Annotated in this window: 17 protein-coding genes; 13 read left to right on the top strand and 4 right to left on the bottom strand. The window is 72.5% G+C overall.

From position 1 onward, the window contains the following. Nucleotides 1-417: 417 nt before the first annotated feature. From BLV05_RS25690 to BLV05_RS25675, 4 genes are all read left to right on the top strand, one after another. On the top strand, nt 418-1,038 hold the full coding sequence (locus BLV05_RS25690; protein ID WP_052762248.1) for an ATP-binding protein: 621 nt from the start codon (nt 418-420) through the stop codon (nt 1,036-1,038). Further along, complete coding sequence (dprA, locus tag BLV05_RS25685) at nt 1,035-2,210, top strand: DNA-processing protein DprA (RefSeq protein WP_046767544.1); 1,176 nt, start codon at nt 1,035-1,037, stop codon at nt 2,208-2,210. The genes BLV05_RS25690 and dprA overlap by 4 nt, the downstream gene beginning before the upstream one ends. A gap of 79 nt (nt 2,211-2,289) precedes the next feature. Next, nucleotides 2,290-2,496: a dodecin family protein gene (locus tag BLV05_RS25680; RefSeq protein ID WP_046767545.1), complete on the top strand. Its 207-nt coding sequence runs from the start codon at nt 2,290-2,292 to the stop codon at nt 2,494-2,496. Nucleotides 2,497-2,652: 156 nt separating this feature from the next. After that, nucleotides 2,653-3,582, top strand: a complete 930-nt coding sequence (locus BLV05_RS25675; protein ID WP_046767546.1) for a tyrosine recombinase XerC — start codon at nt 2,653-2,655, stop codon at nt 3,580-3,582. A 149-nt stretch (nt 3,583-3,731) separates the two neighbouring features. Here BLV05_RS25675 and BLV05_RS25670 read toward each other — a convergent pair whose 3' ends face one another. The 3 genes from BLV05_RS25670 to BLV05_RS25655 all read right to left on the bottom strand — a co-directional run bounded on the left by BLV05_RS25670 (nt 3,732) and on the right by BLV05_RS25655 (nt 6,793). Beyond that, complete coding sequence (locus BLV05_RS25670; RefSeq protein ID WP_046767547.1) at nt 3,732-5,024, bottom strand: pyridoxal phosphate-dependent aminotransferase; 1,293 nt, start codon at nt 5,022-5,024, stop codon at nt 3,732-3,734. Between the two features lie 199 nt (nt 5,025-5,223). Continuing rightward, complete coding sequence (locus BLV05_RS25665; RefSeq protein ID WP_172860697.1) at nt 5,224-5,496, bottom strand: hypothetical protein; 273 nt, start codon at nt 5,494-5,496, stop codon at nt 5,224-5,226. Between the two features lie 229 nt (nt 5,497-5,725). Continuing rightward, nucleotides 5,726-6,793: a peptidoglycan DD-metalloendopeptidase family protein gene (locus BLV05_RS25655; protein WP_063932507.1), complete on the bottom strand. Its 1,068-nt coding sequence runs from the start codon at nt 6,791-6,793 to the stop codon at nt 5,726-5,728. Nucleotides 6,794-7,061: 268 nt separating this feature from the next. Here BLV05_RS25655 and BLV05_RS25650 point away from each other — a divergent pair, with 268 nt between their 5' ends. From BLV05_RS25650 to BLV05_RS25630, 5 genes are read left to right on the top strand one after another with little or no spacing between them, the layout of a single operon-like run. Beyond that, nucleotides 7,062-8,624 (top strand): ABC transporter substrate-binding protein, encoded by a 1,563-nt coding sequence (locus BLV05_RS25650; protein ID WP_046767550.1) that lies wholly within the window; start codon nt 7,062-7,064, stop codon nt 8,622-8,624. Beyond that, on the top strand, nt 8,621-9,574 hold the full coding sequence (locus BLV05_RS25645) for an ABC transporter permease (RefSeq protein WP_046767551.1): 954 nt from the start codon (nt 8,621-8,623) through the stop codon (nt 9,572-9,574). The genes BLV05_RS25650 and BLV05_RS25645 overlap by 4 nt, the downstream gene beginning before the upstream one ends. Next, nucleotides 9,571-10,434, top strand: coding sequence for an ABC transporter permease (locus BLV05_RS25640; RefSeq protein ID WP_046767552.1), 864 nt, complete (start codon nt 9,571-9,573; stop codon nt 10,432-10,434). The genes BLV05_RS25645 and BLV05_RS25640 overlap by 4 nt, the downstream gene beginning before the upstream one ends. Beyond that, complete coding sequence (locus BLV05_RS25635) at nt 10,431-11,435, top strand: ABC transporter ATP-binding protein (RefSeq protein ID WP_046767553.1); 1,005 nt, start codon at nt 10,431-10,433, stop codon at nt 11,433-11,435. The genes BLV05_RS25640 and BLV05_RS25635 overlap by 4 nt, the downstream gene beginning before the upstream one ends. Further along, on the top strand, nt 11,432-12,388 hold the full coding sequence (locus BLV05_RS25630) for an ABC transporter ATP-binding protein (RefSeq protein ID WP_046767554.1): 957 nt from the start codon (nt 11,432-11,434) through the stop codon (nt 12,386-12,388). Before BLV05_RS25635 ends, BLV05_RS25630 begins: the two co-directional genes overlap by 4 nt. Here the strand turns inward: BLV05_RS25630 and BLV05_RS25625 are convergent. Further along, nucleotides 12,375-12,989, bottom strand: coding sequence for a hypothetical protein (locus BLV05_RS25625; protein ID WP_052762249.1), 615 nt, complete (start codon nt 12,987-12,989; stop codon nt 12,375-12,377). The two genes, BLV05_RS25630 and BLV05_RS25625, sit on opposite strands and share 14 nt — an antisense overlap. 495 nt (nt 12,990-13,484) lie before the next feature. Between BLV05_RS25625 and rpsB the strand changes: the two genes are divergently transcribed. The 4 genes from rpsB (at nt 13,485) to frr (ending at nt 16,982) form a co-directional block, all read left to right on the top strand. Then, the gene (rpsB, locus tag BLV05_RS25620; RefSeq protein WP_046767555.1) at nt 13,485-14,597 is read left to right on the top strand and encodes a 30S ribosomal protein S2; all 1,113 of its coding nucleotides are present in this window, start codon (nt 13,485-13,487) and stop codon (nt 14,595-14,597) included. A gap of 81 nt (nt 14,598-14,678) precedes the next feature. After that, the gene (tsf, locus tag BLV05_RS25615; protein WP_046767556.1) at nt 14,679-15,503 is read left to right on the top strand and encodes a translation elongation factor Ts; all 825 of its coding nucleotides are present in this window, start codon (nt 14,679-14,681) and stop codon (nt 15,501-15,503) included. 61 nt (nt 15,504-15,564) lie between these two features. Then, the gene (pyrH, locus tag BLV05_RS25610) at nt 15,565-16,359 is read left to right on the top strand and encodes a UMP kinase (protein ID WP_082155040.1); all 795 of its coding nucleotides are present in this window, start codon (nt 15,565-15,567) and stop codon (nt 16,357-16,359) included. 65 nt (nt 16,360-16,424) lie between these two features. Continuing rightward, nucleotides 16,425-16,982, top strand: a complete 558-nt coding sequence (gene frr, locus BLV05_RS25605; RefSeq protein ID WP_046767720.1) for a ribosome recycling factor — start codon at nt 16,425-16,427, stop codon at nt 16,980-16,982. The last annotated feature ends 13 nt before the right edge of the window (nt 16,983-16,995 follow it).

Raw genomic sequence — 16,995 nt, 5'->3', positions numbered from 1 at the left:
CTCAGTGGATCTGCGGTGAACCGGCTGGTCACCGGTGTGTAGTCAGGGGGTGACCGTGGTGCCGGTCTCGTGGCCGATGTCGGTCGTCTCGTCGGCTGAAAGACGCTCGGCTGGGTGGCTTCGACCCGGCCGGTGCCGAACGAACGCTGGTATCCCTCTGTCGGTGGCCGACGCCAACTGTCGACGACGCTCGCCGGTCATCCCGTGGCGAATACGTATCCAAGTCGGCAACGTGATCAAGGGATGGCTGCGTTGGTGCAGGTCAGCGACTACTGTGCCGGAGCGAGCGTGCCGCCCTCTAAGGCGGTAGTACAGGTTCGAGGCGCTGGCCTAGCCGTCCGCCCGGCCGACTCAGTGCCTCCATCCTGAAGGTCGTGAGCCAGCGGCTGCTTAGGCTAGAATGCGTCCACGATCGGGGTGTACTTTCGATCTGGCGACGAGGCGCCGGAGTTCCAGGCTCGCGCGCTCGACGCGCTCCGTCAGCCGCTCGAGAGCGGCACCCTCACGCTGGCCCGTTCCGAGGCGGCGTCGGTGTTTCCGGCCCGCTTCCAGCTGGTCATGGCGCAGAATCCGTGTCCCTGCGGCAACTTCGGCAGCACGGTCCGCGAGTGCACCTGCAGGCCCGACGCCGTCCGGCGGTACGGCCAGCGGCTGTCCGGCCCGGTCCGCGACCGCGTCGACATCCGCGCCAACGTCGACGCGCCCACCATGGCCGACCTCGACGTCGCCGCCGAGGCCAGCAAGGTGGTGGCCGACCGCGTCGCCGAGGCCCGGGCCCGCCAGGAACGGCGGCTGCGCGGCACCCCGTGGCGCTGCAACGGCGAGCTGCCCGGCCCGTACCTGCGGCGCGAGCTGAAGCTCCCGGCCGCCGTCACGGCGCCGGCGTTCGCGCGGGTCCGCGACGGCAGCCTCACCCTCCGCGGCGTCGACCGAGTGCTGCGGGTGGCGTGGACCATCGCGGATCTCGCCGGCCGCGACCGGCCCACCGCCGACGACGTGCTCAGAGCGCTCTCGTTCCGGCTGGGGGAGGCCGCATGAGCGTCGAGCGGGTCCGCGTGACCGTGTCGTCCGCCGATCGCGCTGCCCGGGCCGCGCTGTCCGCCGTCACCGAGCCCGGCGATGAACGGATCGCCCTGCGGGTGCGCGATGCCGGCGCCGAGGCGACCTGGCAGGCCGTCCTCGGCGGCGACGACGCCCTCGACCGGTCCCGGACGTCGCGGCGGCGCGCCGAACACGTCGACGGAGGGGAGCTGCTGGAGCGGGCGGAGCAGCTCGGCATCCAGTACCTGTGCCCCAGTGAGCCGGGCTGGCCGGCGCCACTGGACGACATGGCGGTCACGCTCGACTACGGCGACAGGGTCCCGCCGCCGCTCGGGCTGTGGCTCTACGGCGACGGCGACCTCGCGGCGCTGGCGGAGTCGGCGGTCGCGGTCGTCGGGTCGCGCGCCTGTTCCCGGTACGGCGCGCGGGTCGCGTCCGACCTGGCGACCGATCTCGCGCTGGCCGGACGGACGGTCGTCTCCGGCGCCGCGTACGGCATCGACGCCGCCGCCCACCGGGGCGCCCTCGGCGTCGGCGGCGAGACCATCGCCGTGCTCGCCTGCGGCGTCGACGTCCCGTACCCGCGAACCCACGCCCAGCTGCTCGAGCGCATCGCGGCCGACGGGCTGATCGTCAGCGAGGTGCCGCCGGGCAGCCGGCCGTTGCGGGCCTGGTTCCTCGCCCGCAACCGCATCATCGCCGCCCTGAGCGCCGGCACCGTCGTCGTCGAGGCGGCGCCGCGGTCGGGCGCGCTCAGCACGGCGACGTGGACGCAGAAGCTGAGCCGCGAGACCCTCGTCGTGCCCGGGCCGATCACGTCGGACCTCTCCGCCGGCTGCCACACACTCGTGCGCAACGGCGCCGGAACGCTGGTCACCGGCGTCGCCGACGTGCTCGAGGCGATCGGCCGGCTCGGCGACCACATGCCGCCCGACCCCGAGCGCGAGACCCGGCCCATCGACGACCTGCTCCCGGTTCACCTGATGGTCCGCGAGCGGATGTACGCCGACGCGCTCGAGACCGTCGCCGGCCTCGCCCGGCGAACCGGCCTGCCCGCCCGCACAGTCGCGACGTCGCTGCGCGAGCTGGCGGCCGTCGGCTGGGTCACCCGCGAGGACGGCGGCTGGCGCCTCGGTTCGACGATCAGTCCGCTGGAAACCCGCACATGACCAGGCTGGAAGGGGTAAGCATGGACGGAACGGGGCGCCAGGCCATCCGGCGGCGCCGACGGAGAGAGGGGAACCGCACATGGGCTCTGTCGCACGCATCACCAACATCAGCGCTCGCTCCGAGACGAGTTTCGACGACGCGGTCCGCGCGGGCATCGCCCGGGCCAACCAGACGCTGCGCAACGTTTCAGGCGCCTGGATCAAGGACCAGAAGGTCGAGATCCGCGACGGCCAGATCGTCGCCTACCAGGTGGCCATGGAGGTCACCTTCATCCTCGACGACTGACGACGCTGCGGCTCGACGGCGGTGCCGGCCGGTGGGGGCCGGCACCAGCTGTCGTGCGCGTGGTGGCGACCCGCAGGACCCGTCGTCCGCTACGCGCGTGCCGCTCGCCCGCGTGGCGGCGGCCCGCGGGGCGCGTCGTCGGGTGATCCTGGAGGCATGGACGCCGACGAGGAGCTGCCCGAGGCGCTGGCCGGCGCGGTCGTGGAGTTCGCCCGGCACCTGGCGGCGGAGCGAAACCGGTCCGAGCACACGATCCGTGCCTACACCGGCGACGTCGCGGCGCTGATGGGTCACGTGGCGAAGCTCGGGCGCACCGAGGTCGGCCAGCTCGACCTCGCGACCCTGCGCAGCTGGCTGGCGCGGCAGAGCACGCTCGGCCGGTCGCGCGCGACGCTGGCCCGGCGCTCGTCGGCGGCGCGGGTCTTCACGGCGTGGGCGCACCGCACCGGACTCCTGAGCGAGGACGTCGGCGCACCGCTCGCGACGCCGAAAGCGCGGCGGGCGCTGCCCGAGGTGCTGCGGGCGGGCGAGGCCGCGATGTTGATGGACGCGGCCGCCGACGACGCATCGGACGGCGATCCGGTGAACCTTCGCGACCATGCGTTGCTGGAGCTGCTGTACGCGACCGGCATCCGGGTCGGCGAACTGGTCGGCCTGGACGTCGACGACCTCGACGACGGGCGGCGGGTCGTGCGCGTCCTCGGCAAGGGCCGGAAGGAGCGGACCGTGCCCTACGGGGTGCCCGCGGCCGAGGCGCTGGATGCCTGGCTGCGGGTCGGTCGGCCGCGCCTGCTCACGCCCGCCGCCGGTCCCGCACTGTTCGTCGGCGTACGCGGCAGCCGGCTCGACCAGCGCGCCGCCCGCACGGTCGTGCATCGGCGGCTGCAGGCTGTGCCAGGCGCTCCCGACCTCGGGCCACACGGGCTCCGTCACACCGCCGCGACGCACCTCCTGGAGGGCGGCGCCGACCTGCGCAGCGTCCAGGAGCTGCTCGGCCACGCCTCGCTCGGCACGACGCAGATCTACACGCACGTCTCGGTCGACCGGCTGCGCAAGGCCTACAAGCAGGCGCACCCGCGCGCGTGACCCGGACCCGGTCGCGTCGCCGGCGTCCCGCGGAGACGGCGTCCGGCGCGGGATCCGGGAACGAGCCGCATCGGCAAGTCCGGCCGGGTCGTCACCGGCCGCCTCGCGCAGACGGGGACCGGGGGCAGCGTTTGGGTGAAGAGCCCGGGTCAGCAGGCCCAGCCGCGGGCCTGGATCGGGTCGGCGTGCTGGGCGAGGTCGGTGAGGATCTCGTCGAGGCGGTCGAGGTGCGCCCGGATCCAGGGCAGCCGCGTCGGGTCGTCGGCGGCGAGGGCGGCGTAGCGCTGCACGTCGGTGTCGCCGTACAGGAGGCTGGTCGCCAGACGCAGCCGCAGCGCGTCGTGGCCGCCCTCGAAGTCCGCGGCGGGCAGCCCGGCGAGTCCGTACGTGTCCAGCAGGTGGGCCGCCAGCTGCCGGCCGGTCGTGATGCCGTGTTCACGCTCGAGGTAGCCGCTCCAGCCGCCGAAGTCCGGGTAGAGGTAGAAGCCGGCTCGCGGAGTCGGGACGACGGCGCCCGCGCGCTGCAGCCGGTCCGCGACGGCCCGGACGACGGCGCCGTGGAGGCGGCGGCTGCGCTCGACCCGCTCGGTCAGCTCCTCCGGCTCGCCGAACGCGTAGGCGGCGGCGTACTGGACCGGCGCCGCCGGGCTGGACCACACCTCGCTGGCGACGCCCAGGACGTCGGCCAGCAGCGACTGGCCGAGCGGGCTGTCCGGTAGCCGCATGACGCCGAGCCGCCAGCCGCACAGGGCCAGGCTCTTCGAGAGGCCGGTGGTGACGATCGTCCGCTCCGGCGCGAACTCGGCCGGGCTGTGCACGAACGTGCTGGGGTGGTGGACGAGGTCGCGGTAGATCTCGTTGGAGACGATGGCGAGGTCCAGCTCGCGGGCCACGTCGGCGATCTGCTCGATGGTGCCGCGCGACGCGACGTCGCCGGTCGGGTTGTCCGGCGTCGTGACGACGAGGCTGCGGACCGTGCGCCCGGCCGCTCGCGCCGCGCGCACGGCGTCGGCGACGAGGTCGGGTCGCGGCACGCCGCCCTGACCCGGCACCGTCGGCACATGAATGGGCCGGTGACCGGTCAGCCGCGCCTGTGCCCGGTAGCTCACCCAGCCCGGAGACGGCGCGACGATGTCGCCGCCGAGGGCGAGGAGCAGCCCGTACAGCAGCGGCTTGCTGCCGGGGCCGGCCACGACGAGCCCCGGGTCCGTGGGCAGGCCGCGGCGCGTCCAGTAGCCGGCCGCCGCCTCGCGCAGATCCGCCGTCCCCGCCACCGGGCCGTACGCATTCCGGCTGCTCCCGATCGCCAGCGCCTCACGCAACGCCGGGTGCACCGGCAGCCCGGCCTCACCGAACCCGAGCGGCAGGACCGGCAGGCCGTGGCGGCGCTTGTCCGCCAGGGCTTCGTTGAGGGCGAGGGTCGGGGACACAGGGACGGACATGGCGGACGTCAGCTCCGGACGCGAGAGGTCGGGGACACAGACGTGCCCCGCCGAGGCTCGGCTGTTCCGGCCGACCGCACGGTTCGACGTCAGTCCCCAGTGAAGTGGATCACTCCAGGGTGCCCAGTGGTGATCCGCGGCACAACCGATTCCGCTCGATGCGCACGAATGTGACGGCTGTGACATCAGCCCGTCATCGTCAGGCGGCGATCAGCTTGCCATACCGCTGCCGGGCCGCCTCACCGGACGTGCCGAGGTACGACCCGATCAGCCACCACGGATGTCCCGTCCGCCGGGCCTCGGCGACGGCCTCGACGATGTCACGCTCCGCCTGGGCACGCGCCTGGACGGCTCGATAGATGGCGGCCAGCGACCGGGCGTCTCTCCAGTGGTCCTGGTCGGGCTCGCGCTCCTCGATGCGGCGGGCGAGCTCATCGGCATGTTGCAGGGCTTCTTCGAGGGACATGGGCATGGGCATCACCGTAGGGGCTTCGGTCGGGCGGCCATCGCGTGGATGATCACTGGTCCGCGGGTGGATCGGAGGACGGCGATCTCCAGTAGCCGAGCCGATCGGTCGGGCCCGATCAACAGCACGATCTGCTCGTCCTGGTCTTCGTCTCGGATCGCACAACGGTAGGCGTGGAGCAGGTCGTCGTCGGCGATTCCGTGTTTGCGGGCGCTGGGTGCGATGAATGGGTCTGTCAACGACGGTATCCCTCGCGGATTGCCTTGGCAAGGTAACTTGTCGCGGCGGACGACGACGTGGGCAGCCACGGCACGGGATCGGTGACCAGGCCGGCGGCGTAGAGCATGAAGTGCAGGTGGCAGCCGGTCGAGAGGCCCGTGGTGCCGGCCCGCCCAATCACCTGGCCCGCCCGGACCGGCTGGCCGGCCGTCGCCGAGAACGCCGACAGATGGCTGTACGACGTGGTGAGCGGGGTGCCGCGGATCCGGCCGTGGTCGACGGAGAGCTGCAGCCCGTAGGCCCCGCGAACGCCGGCGTCGGTCACGCGGCCCGACGCTGCTGCCCGGATCGGCGCACCGCAGGCTGCGGCGAGGTCGGCGCCGTCGTGCAGCTTGTGCTCGCCGGTGATCGGGTGCACCCGCATCCCGTACGGCGACGTGACGGATGGGACGGCGACCGGCCAGGCCAGCCCGCCTGACGAGGGCGGTTGCGACGGAGGCGGGGGTGGGTCACCGGTGAGGGTCCGCGGGCCGAGCGGGAGCAACCGGACCGGTCCGCCGCCGACCAGCGCGAGTGGGTCGGTGTACCGCTCGCCCTCGCGCGCGCCCCAGTGCAGGCAGGCGGCGGGCGCGCAATGGCTCCCGGCCGGCTCCAGCGTCCCGATCGGCTGCCCGGCGCCGACCTCGTCCCCGACGGCGACTGCCGGGGTGACCGGCTCGTAAGTGGTGCGCAGAGATCCGTGATCGATGACGACGACGCCGCGGCCGGCGAGTGGTCCGGCGTAGCTGACGGTGCCCGGACCGGCGGCGCGGACCTCGGCGCCAGCGGTCACGGCGAGGTCGACGCCGCGGTGACCGGCCAGCCAGGGCTGATCCGGCGGATCGAAGCCGTGGACGACGTCGACCGGACCACCGGGTGGGCCGACCGGGTAGACCCAGCCGGCGCTCGGCGGGGGCATGGGGACCTCCGCGGACGCCGACGCAGCGCGCGCCGAACTGCCGGCGGCGACGGGCGGAGCGGCGGTCGAGGGCGGGGCCGCGGACAGGCAGCCGATGAGGAGGAGGGCGGCGAGAAGAGAGGTCATGCTGCGAGCCTCCGCGCCGGATCGAAGTGGGGCAGCGGGCCGGAGCGGATTTGGGGACAAGTCGGCGAAGTCGTCGGGGCTGTGGACAACTCGGCGGACGCGACACGCCGAGCGATCCGCTCACAGGTGGGTCACGAAAGGGCAACGAAGGCGGGCCGGCGCGGGGCTCGACTGGACGACCCCACCCCCTCGGCCGGAAGGGTCGAAAGGGAGACGGGTGTGACGTAGCTGGTGTGAACGATGCGAGTAGACGGGTATGTGTGCTGATATGAATCGTGGAAAGGTCCGTGGTCATGCGGCCGCTCTCGCGGTGGTCGCGCTGGTCAGCGCGGGTTGCGGCGGCGGGGACGACGTCGATGTCGACGAACCGGGCGGCTCGGGAAACGAGGGCGACGCCCCGAACGGCGACGGCGGCGGCACGCTGATCGCCGCGATCAGCGCCCAGCCCGACCAGTTCGACCCGCACAAGACCCAGGCCTACGCCAGCTTCCAGATCCTCGAGAACGTCTACGACACCCTTGTCGTCCCGGACGCGGAAGGGGAGTTCCAGCCCAGCCTCGCGACCGAGTGGACGACCAGCGACGACGGCCTCACGTGGACGTTCACCCTCCGCGAGGGCGTCACGTTCCACGACGGCAGCGCGTTCGACTCCGCCGACGTCGTCTACTCCTACAACCGCATCATCACCGAGCAGCTGGCCAACGCCTACCGCTTCGCCAGCGTCGCGAGCGTCGACGCGCCGGACCCGCAGACCGTCGCCATCACGCTCAGCGCGCCCACCCCGGCGCTGCTGGACAACATCGGCGGCTTCAAGGGCATGTCGATCATCCCCGAGGGCGCCGCCGAGGCCACCGACCTCGCGACCACCGCCGTCGGCACTGGCCCGTTCACCCTCGAGGAGGCCGGCGCGAACGGCGTCACCCTGGCTCGCTACGACGAGTACTGGGGCGAGCCGGCCCTCGTCGACGGCGTCGAGTTCCAGTACGTGAGCGAGCCGGCCGCCGCCCTGACGGCGTTGAGGTCGGGCGACGTCCACTGGACGGACAACGTCCCGCCGCAGGACATCGAGGGCCTGGAGGGCGACGACGAGGTCGAGCTGGGCGTCACCCCGAGCGTCGACTACTGGTACCTCGCGATGAACCAGACGAGACCGCCGTTCGACAACCGCGACTTCCGCCGCGGCGTCGCGTTCGGCATCGACCGCGACGAGGTCACCGAAGCGGCCAGATTCGGCGCCGCGACGACGAACCAAGCGGCCATCCCGGAGCAGAGCCGCTGGTACCACGAGTACGCCCCGTTCGACCACGACCCGGACCAGGCCACCGAACTCATCGGGGCCAACAGCACGAGCAGCCCCCAGCCCATGGCCCTCATGGTCACCGACGAGTACCCCGAGACCGTTCAGGCGGCCCAGGTCATCCAGGCACAGCTGGCCGAGGTCGGCGTCGAGGTCGGCATCGAGCAGGAGGCGTTCGCCACGTGGCTGGACCGCCAGGCCGCCGGCGACTACGACGCGTTCCTGCTCGGCTGGCTGGGCAACCTGGACCCGTTCGGCTTCTACCACGCGCAGCATCTCTGCGAGGGCACGTCGAACTTCCAGGGCTACTGCAACCCCGAGGTCGACACGCTGCTCAACCAGGCGGCGGCGGAGACCGACCAGGACGCCCGCAAGGCGCTCTACGACCAGGCGGCCGAGCTGATCGTCGACGACGTCAGCTACCTGTACCTGTACAACCCTGACGTCGTGCAGGCGTGGGCGCCGGGTCTGGAGGGCTACGAGATCCGCGCTGACAAGGCGATCAACTTCGAGACCGTGAGGCTCCCGGAGTGACGCGGTACGCGCTGCGGCGGCTGGCTCAGTCGGTCGCGGTGCTGCTCGGTGTCAGCGTGCTGGTCTTCGCGATCATGCAGCTGGTGCCGGGCGACCCGATCCGCGCCGCGCTGGGCCAGCAGGCCGACCCTGAGACCTATCAAGCACTCAGGGAACGGGCCGGCCTCGACGATCCCGTGCCGCAGCAGTTCGTCACCTGGATCGGCCACGCATTCACCGGCGACTTCGGGGTCAGCTTCCGCACCGGCGAGACGGTGTTGTCGCTGATCGTCGAACGCGTCCCCGCCACACTGTCCCTCGCGATCGGCGCCACGCTGGTCGCCCTGCTCATCGCCATCCCGCTGGGCACCCTGTCCGCGCTCAACCCCCGCAAGCCGGTCGACTGGTTCGCCAGCCTCTCCAGCCAGGCCGGGCTGAGCGTGCCGGACTTCTGGCTCGGCATCATGCTCATCCTGGTGTTCGCCGGGACGCTCGGCTGGCTGCCGTCGTCGGGCTACACGCCGCTCACCGAGGACCCCGGCGACTGGCTGAGGCACCTGATCCTCCCCGCCATCACCGCCGGCGTCTCCAGCGGCGCGATCCTCACCCGGTTCGTCCGCTCGTCGGTCCTGGAGTCGCTCGGCCAGGACCACGTGCGGACCGCCCGGGCCAAGGGGATGCGCGCCCGTGACGTGCTGACGTGGCACGTGCTGCGCAACGCGCTGGTCCCGCTGGTGACGGTCGGCGGCGTGCAGCTGGCCTACCTGCTGTCCGGCGTCGTCGTGGTGGAGTACGTGTTCGCCTGGCCGGGCCTCGGGCAGCTGGCCTTCCAGGCGGTGGAGTCGCGCGACTATCCGGTGCTGCAGGGCGCGGTGCTGCTGTTCGCCGTCATCTTCCTGCTGGTCAACCTGGTCGTGGACCTCGCCTACGCGCGGCTGGATCCGCGCATCACCTACCGGGGCGCGCGATGAGGGCCGGCGAGACGCTGCGGCTGCTGTTCCGCGGCCCGACGGCGATCGTCGCGGCGGTCATCCTGGCCGGACTCGTCCTGACGGCGTTCCTCGGCGAGCAGCTCGCCCCGCACAGCGCCACCGAGACCGACGTGTCCAACCGGCTGCAGAGCCCGAGCGGCGACCACTGGTTCGGCACCGACGAGCTCGGCCGCGACGTGCTGTCGCGGGTGATCCTGGGCGCCGAGGTGTCGCTGCGGGTCGGGGCCGTCGCGGTCGGGATCTCGCTGGTCGCCGGCGTGCTGATCGGCCTGCTGGCCGGCTATTACGGCCGCTGGGTCGACGACGTGCTGATGCGGCTGTCGGACGTGCTGTTCGCGTTCCCGGCGATGCTGATGGCGATCGCGGTGCTGGCGATCCTCGGCCCCGGCTCGACCAACGCGATGATCGCGATCGGCATCGTCTACACGCCGATCTTCGCCCGCATCACCCGGGCCAGCGTGCTCAGCGTCCGCGAGGAGGTCTACGTGAAGGCGGCCCGCTCGGCCGGCGCCGGCGACCTGCGCATCATCGGCCGGCATGTGCTGCCGAACGTGACCGCGCCGATCATCGTCCAGACGTCGATCAGCCTGGCGTTCGCGATCCTCTCGGAGGCCGCGCTGAGCTTCGTCGGCCTCGGCACCCAGCCGCCGGACCCGTCGTGGGGCCGGATGCTCGCCGAGGGCCGCGGCTTCGTCGAACAGGCCTGGTGGATGGCGGTCTTCCCGGGACTGGCGATCTTCGTGACGGTGTTGGCCTTCAACGTCCTCGGCGACGCGCTGCGCGACGTGCTCGACCCGCGGCAACGTCAGGCGATGGCGGGCACGGGGGTGTCTGCATGACCACGCCGCTACTCGCCGTCGACGACCTGCACGTCGCGTTCCGCACCCGCCGCGGTCCCGCGCGCGTCGTCAACGGCCTCTCGTTCGAACTGCACCCGGGCCGCACCCTCGCCGTCGTCGGGGAGTCTGGGTCGGGCAAGAGCGTCAGCTCGCTCGCGCTGCTCGGCCTGCTGCCCGGCACCGCCGACGTCAGGGGCAGCGCGATCTTCGACGGGGACGAGCTGATCGGCCGCTCCGAGGAAGACCTCCGGAAGGTCCGCGGCGCCGGCATCGGCATGGTCTTCCAGGACCCGATGACCTCGCTCAACCCGGTGCTGACCATCGAGCGGCAGATCGGCGAGGCCCTGCGGGCGCACGAGAAGGTGTCCGGCGACGGCGTCCGCTCACGCGCCGCGGAGCTGCTCACCGAGGTCGGCATCCCCGACGCGACCACCCGGCTGCGCGCGTACCCGCACCAGCTCTCCGGCGGCATGCGCCAGCGGGTCATGATCGCGATCGCGCTGGCCGGCAACCCGAAGGTGCTGATCGCCGACGAGGCCACGACCGCGCTCGACGTCACGGTCCAGGCGCAGATCATCGAGCTGATCGAGAAGCTGCAGGACGAGCACGGCATGGGCGTCGTCTGGATCACCCACGACCTCGGCGTCGTCGCCGGCATCGCCGACCACGTCGTCGTCATGTACGCGGGGCGTTGCGTCGAAGAGGGCGCCGTCGACGAACTGTTCGGCCGGCCCGCGCACCCGTACACGCGCGGCCTGCTCGGCGCGCTGCCGGTCGTGGACGACCCGCGACCGGCCCGCGAGCGGGACGAGCTGGTGACGATGCCCGGCCTGCCGCCGGACCCGGCCGACCTGCCGCCGGGCTGTGCGTTCCACCCGCGCTGCCCGGTCCGCGCCGACGCCCGCTGCGCGACCGAGCCGCCGCCGCTGGCGCCCGTGCCGGGCAGCGCCGCCGAGCACCGCGCCGCCAGCTTCTACGTCGCCGGTGGTGAGCGCGCATGAGCGACGTCCTGGTGCGGGCGAGCGGCCTGAAGGTGCACTTCGGCCCGGTGCGCGCCGTCGACGGCGTCGACCTCGAGGTCCGCCGCGGCGAGACGCTGGGCCTGGTGGGCGAGTCCGGCTGCGGCAAGTCGACGCTCGGCAACGCGCTGCTGCGGCTGGTCGAGCCGACGGAGGGGACGGTGGAGTTCGACGGCCTGGAGGTGACGGCCGCCGGACGGCGCGAGCTGCGGGCGCTGCGCCGGCGGACCGCGATGATCTTCCAGGATCCGTACGCGTCGCTGGACCCGCGGCGGACGGTCGCGGAGTCGATCGGCGAGCCGCTGGCCATCCACGGCCTGCATCGCGGCCGCGTCGCCCGGCGGGCCCGCGTCGGCGAGCTGATGGAGGTCGTCGGGCTGAACCCGGATCTCGGCGGCCGGTACCCGCACGAGTTCTCCGGCGGGCAGCGGCAGCGGGTCGGCATCGCTCGCGCGCTGGCCGGCGAGCCGGACTTCGTCGTGTGCGACGAGCCGATCGCCTCGCTCGACGTGTCCGTGCAGGCGCAGGTGGTGAACCTGCTGGTCCGGCTGCAGCGCGAGTTCGGCCTGACCTACCTGTTCGTCTCGCACGACCTCGCGGCCGTGCGGCAGGTGGCCGACCGTGTCGCCGTCATGTACCTGGGCCGGGTCGTCGAGCTCGGCGCGGGCGCCTCCGTGTCGTCCGCGCCCGCGCACCCGTACACGGAGGCGCTGGTGTCGGCGGTCCCGGTGCCGGAGCCGACGCGCGAGCGGACGCGGCGGCGGATCGTCCTGACCGGCGACGTGCCCAGCCCGGCCGATCCGCCGTCGGGCTGCCGGTTCCGGACCCGCTGCCCGAAGGCGTTCGAGCCGTGCCCGGACCACGACCCCGTGCTGCAGCCGACCGGGCCGGAGCAGGCCGCGGCCTGCCACCTGCACGGCGTCACGGACCGGTGACCGGCTCCTCGACGGGGTGGGCGTCGGGGGCGTCGGCGGACGCGTCGGCCTTGGCGGCCGAGCGTCGCCACCACAGGACGCCCGCGACGGCGCCGATCAGCAGCAGCGCGCCGGCCGCGATCAGCAGCGGCAGCCCCGACGACGTCCCGTCGCCGGCCGTGAAGTCCCACGGCTGCGTCGCGGTGCCGGCGGTGAACAGCGTCTGCGCCTCCGACCCCTCCGTCGACACCACCGTCCGGTAGCTCTCGTTGATGTCGGTCAGCGCCGACACCGTCAGCTCGACCTCGGTGACCGGCGCGGCGCAGTCGAACACCAGCCGCGCGCCCTCACCCAGCGGGTCGATGGCGTCGATGCGGCCCGCGCAGGCGGCGCCGTCCTGCGTCACCGTCAGGTGCTCCAGCAGGTAGTCGGTGACGCCGGGGGACTGGGCCAGCAGCTCCGCGCCGGTCAACGAGTCCGCGTCGGGCACGTCGAACGCTCCGACGTGCTCGCCCAGCGACACCCAGTCGTCGTCGGCCGCCTCCCACTGCAGCGTGACCTGCTCGCCGTCGGCGGCGAGAGTGGCGACCAGGGGCGGGCCGAACGGGTGGGCGGGAAGCACGCCCGACAGCCAAGCGCACCGCCGTGAACCCGCGGTGAACGCCGAGCGGTCAGCCGGGGGTCAGTTCGCCGAGGCGGTGCAGCGCCGCCCATGAACGACGCTCACACCGTTGCACGACCACCGCCGACCTCGGACCGGGGGACGAGGGCGATTGTGCAGCCCAGGACGTCGGCGACCGCGAGCAGCGACTCCAACCGACTAGAAGCGCGTTATGCCCGAGAAGTCGGGCACAAGAGCCGCATGGGTGGATCTGCTGGTCATTGGAGGTGGGACGGCGCCGTCCCGTACACTGGTGAGCGGCCCAGTTCCGCTGGGTCAAATTCGCGTGCCCTGAGCACGGTCCTTCGTCGTCGGTCCTGACGTTCGCGCAAGCGCACGGCGGGTGGCGGTAGGCCGGTGGGCACCAGGCGCGACGGCCGACCCCCGTCGCGATGAACCGAACGAGCGTGCCGGAGTGCGAGTCTTCGCGCCGGCGCGAGAGGAGGGGACGAGGCCATGGCCGTCGTCACCATGCGTCAGCTGCTCGAGAGCGGTGTCCACTTCGGACACCAGACCCGGCGCTGGAACCCGAAGATGAAGCGCTTCATCTTCACCGAGCGCAACGGCATCTACATCATCGACCTCCAGCAGTCGCTGTCCTACATCGACCGCGCCTACGAGTTCGTCAAGGAGACCGTCGCCCACGGTGGCACGGTGCTCTTCGTCGGCACGAAGAAGCAGGCGCAGGAGGCCGTGAAAGAGCAGGCCACGCGCGTCAACATGCCCTACGTCACCGAGCGGTGGCTGGGCGGCATGCTGACCAACTTCCAGACCGTGAACAAGCGGCTGCAGCGGCTCAAGGAGCTCGAGGAGCTCGACTTCGACGACGTCGCCGGCTCCGGCTTCACGAAGAAGGAGCTTCTCATGCGCAAGCGTGAGAAGGACAAGCTCGAGCGCACCCTCGGCGGCGTGCGCAACATGGCGAAGGTGCCCAGCGCGGTGTGGATCGTCGACACCAAGAAGGAGCACCTGGCCGTCGACGAGGCGCGCAAGCTCGGCATCCCGATCGTGGCCATCCTCGACACCAACTGCGACCCCGACGAGGTCGACTACCCGATCCCGGGCAACGACGACGCCATCCGCGCGGTCAGCCTGCTGACCCGCGTCGTCGCCGACTCCGTGGCCGACGGCCTGCTGGGCCGCCAGGGCCAGCGCGGCGCCAACGGCGACGGCACCGAGCTGGCCTCCGACGAGCCGCTGGCCGAGTGGGAGAAGGAGCTGCTGCAGTCGCAGCCCGACGCGCCCGCCGACGCTGCTCCGGAGCCGGCCGCGGCGCCCGAGGCGACCGCCGCCCCCGAGGCCGAGGTCCCGGCCGCCGAGACCCCGGCCGCCGAGACCCCGGCCGCCGAGACCCCGGCCGCTGAGGTCGCCGAGGCTCCGGCCGCTGAGGCCCCTGAGGCTCCGGCCGCTGAGGCTCCGGCCGCTGAGGCTCCGGCCGCTGAGGCCGAGGCCGTCGAGGCGCCGGCCGCCGAGGTCGAGGCGCCGGCCGCCGAGGTCGAGGCACCGGTCGCGGAGCCCGTCGAGGCCGAGGCTGCCGAGGCGCCGGCCGACGAGCCCGCCAAGGCCTGACGACAAGTCCCGGCCCGGGCGGGCGACCGCCCGGGCCGCACACCAGACCACCCAGCGAACTAGTCAGAGAGAAGTGTGAGGATGCCGAACGTCACTGCGGCCGACGTCAAGCGGCTGCGCGATGCCACCGGTGCGGGCATGATGGACGCGAAGAAGGCGCTGGAGGAGACCGGCGGCGACTTCGACCAGGCCATCGAGGCACTGCGCATCAAGGGCGCGGCCAAGGTCGCCAAGCGCAGCGCCGAGCGCACCACGGCCAACGGCCTGGTCGCGGCGTCGGGCCCGGCCATGATCGTGCTGGCCTGTGAGACCGACTTCGTCGCCAAGAACGAGGACTTCCAGCAGCTCGCCGCCGACATCGCCGCCGCGGCGGCCGAGGCCAAGCCGGCCGACGTCGAGGCGCTGCTGAACGCGCAGCTGGCCGACGGCCGCAAGATCAGCGAGGCCGTCGACGCCATCGCGGCGGTCGTGGGCGAGAAGGTCGAGATCGGCGGCCTGGCCGTCGTCGACGGCGAGTACGCCACCTACCTGCACCGGCGCGCCGCCGACCTGCCGTACCAGGTGGGCTCGTACGTCGTGTACACCTCCAACGGATCCGAGGCCGCGCAGACGGTCGCCCGCGACGCGGCCATGCAGGTCGTCGCGCTGAAGGCCACCTACGCCACCCGCGACGAGGTCCCCGCGGACGTCGTCGAGAACGAGCGGCGCATCGCCGAGGCCACGGCCCGTGAGGAGGGCAAGCCCGAGCAGGCGCTGCCGCGGATCATCGAGGGCCGGGTCAACGGCTTCTTCAAGGAGACCGTGCTGGTCGACCAGCCGTCGGTGAAGGAGTCGAAGAAGTCGGTCGGCGCGGTGCTGGGCGAGGCCGGCGTCACCGTCCAGCGGATCGTCCGCCTCGAAGCCTGACCAGGCTGCGGGAACGACGAGCTCAGGACACGCCCATCTCGACGCACAGGAGGCCGGCACCGTGACGGAGACCAACGGAACCGATACGGTGCCGGCCCCGGCCGTGCCAGGTGGGCCCGCGGGGGAACCCACCCGCGTGTTGCTGAAGCTGTCCGGCGAGGTGTTCGGCGGCGGCGCCGTCGGCGTCGACCCCGAGGTCGTCAAGGGCATCGCCGGCCAGATCGCCGAGGTCGTCGTCAAGGACGGCGTCCAGGTCGCCGTGGTCGTCGGCGGCGGCAACTTCTTCCGCGGCGCGGAGCTGCAGCACCACGGCATGGACCGCGCCCGCGGTGACTACATGGGCATGCTGGGCACGGTCATGAACTGCCTGGCGCTGCAGGACTTCCTCGAGCACCTCGACGTCGACACCCGCGTGCAGACCGCCATCACCATGGGCCAGGTCGCCGAGCCGTACATCCCGCGCCGCGCCGCCCGGCACCTGGAGAAGGGCCGCGTCGTCATCTTCGGTGCCGGCGCCGGCATGCCGTACTTCACGACCGACACCGTGGCCGCGCAGCGCGCCCTGGAGATCAACTGCGACCGGCTCCTGATGGGCAAGAACGGCGTCGACGGCGTCTACGAGGCCGACCCGCGACACGACCCGACGGCCCGTAAATACAGCAGCATCACCTACGCCGACGTCCTGCGGCAGCGGCTCAACGTCGCCGACCCCGCCGCCTTCAGCCTGTGCATGGACAACCAGCTGCCGATCGTCGTGTTCGGACTCGGCGAGCCGAACGGCATCGCGCGTGCCATCCGAGGCGAGCGGATCGGTACCTTGGTCGCCTCGAACATCGAGACGGTCGTCGAGAGCTGAATCGCGGCGGCAAGGCCCGGGCGGTCCTCTAGGATCGTCGCCACACAGCAAGCGAAGGAGTAGTGGTGATCGACGAGACCCTCCTCGAGGCCGAGGAGAAGATGGAGAAAGCCGTATCCGTCGGCAAGGAGGACTTCTCCACCATCCGGACCGGCCGCGCCCATCCGTCGCTGTTCAACAAGATCCTGGTCGACTACTACGGTGCGCCGACCCCGGTCAGCCAGCTCGCGTCGTTCCACGTGGCCGACGCCCGCATGATCACCGTGCAGCCCTACGACAAGGGCTCGCTCGGGGCCGTCGAGCGGGCCATCCGCGACTCCGACCTGGGCGTCAACCCGAGCAACGACGGCAACATCCTGCGCGTCGTGCTGCCCGCCCTCACCGAGGAGCGCCGGCGCGAGTACATCAAGCTGGCCCGCGAGAAGGCCGAGGGCGCCAGGGTGTCCATCCGCAGCGTGCGCCGGCACGCCAAGGAGACGCTGGACAAGCTGGCCCGCGACGGCGAGGTCGGCGAGGACGACGTCACGCGCGCCGAGAAGCACCTGGAGACGGTCACGAAGACCTACGTCGAGCAGATCGACGATCTGCTCAGGCACAAGGAAGCCGAGCTCCTCGAGGTCTGAGGGTGCCGGCGAG

The sequence above is a fragment of the Jiangella alkaliphila genome, from assembly GCF_900105925.1.
GTDB lineage: Bacteria > Actinomycetota > Actinomycetes > Jiangellales > Jiangellaceae > Jiangella > Jiangella alkaliphila.
The sequence above is the reverse complement of the archived record's forward strand: the minus strand, read 5'-3'. Positions and strand labels throughout refer to the sequence as shown.

Bases quoted from the DNA above. Each gene is read 5' to 3' on its own strand.
- dprA (WP_046767544.1), top strand. From the start codon at position 1,035: ATGAGCGTCGAGCGGGTCCGCGTGACCGTGTCGTCCGCCGATCGCGCT.
- BLV05_RS25640 (WP_046767552.1), top strand. From the start codon at position 9,571: ATGAGGGCCGGCGAGACGCTGCGGCTGCTGTTCCGCGGCCCGACGGCG.
- rpsB (WP_046767555.1), top strand. From the start codon at position 13,485: ATGGCCGTCGTCACCATGCGTCAGCTGCTCGAGAGCGGTGTCCACTTC.
- BLV05_RS25655 (WP_063932507.1), bottom strand. From the start codon at position 6,793: ATGACCTCTCTTCTCGCCGCCCTCCTCCTCATCGGCTGCCTGTCCGCG.
- BLV05_RS25680 (WP_046767545.1), top strand. From the start codon at position 2,290: ATGGGCTCTGTCGCACGCATCACCAACATCAGCGCTCGCTCCGAGACG.
- BLV05_RS25635 (WP_046767553.1), top strand. From the start codon at position 10,431: ATGACCACGCCGCTACTCGCCGTCGACGACCTGCACGTCGCGTTCCGC.
- BLV05_RS25665 (WP_172860697.1), bottom strand. From the start codon at position 5,496: ATGCCCATGTCCCTCGAAGAAGCCCTGCAACATGCCGATGAGCTCGCC.
- BLV05_RS25670 (WP_046767547.1), bottom strand. From the start codon at position 5,024: ATGTCCGTCCCTGTGTCCCCGACCCTCGCCCTCAACGAAGCCCTGGCG.
- BLV05_RS25675 (WP_046767546.1), top strand. From the start codon at position 2,653: ATGGACGCCGACGAGGAGCTGCCCGAGGCGCTGGCCGGCGCGGTCGTG.
- BLV05_RS25630 (WP_046767554.1), top strand. From the start codon at position 11,432: ATGAGCGACGTCCTGGTGCGGGCGAGCGGCCTGAAGGTGCACTTCGGC.
- BLV05_RS25650 (WP_046767550.1), top strand. From the start codon at position 7,062: ATGAATCGTGGAAAGGTCCGTGGTCATGCGGCCGCTCTCGCGGTGGTC.
- tsf (WP_046767556.1), top strand. From the start codon at position 14,679: ATGCCGAACGTCACTGCGGCCGACGTCAAGCGGCTGCGCGATGCCACC.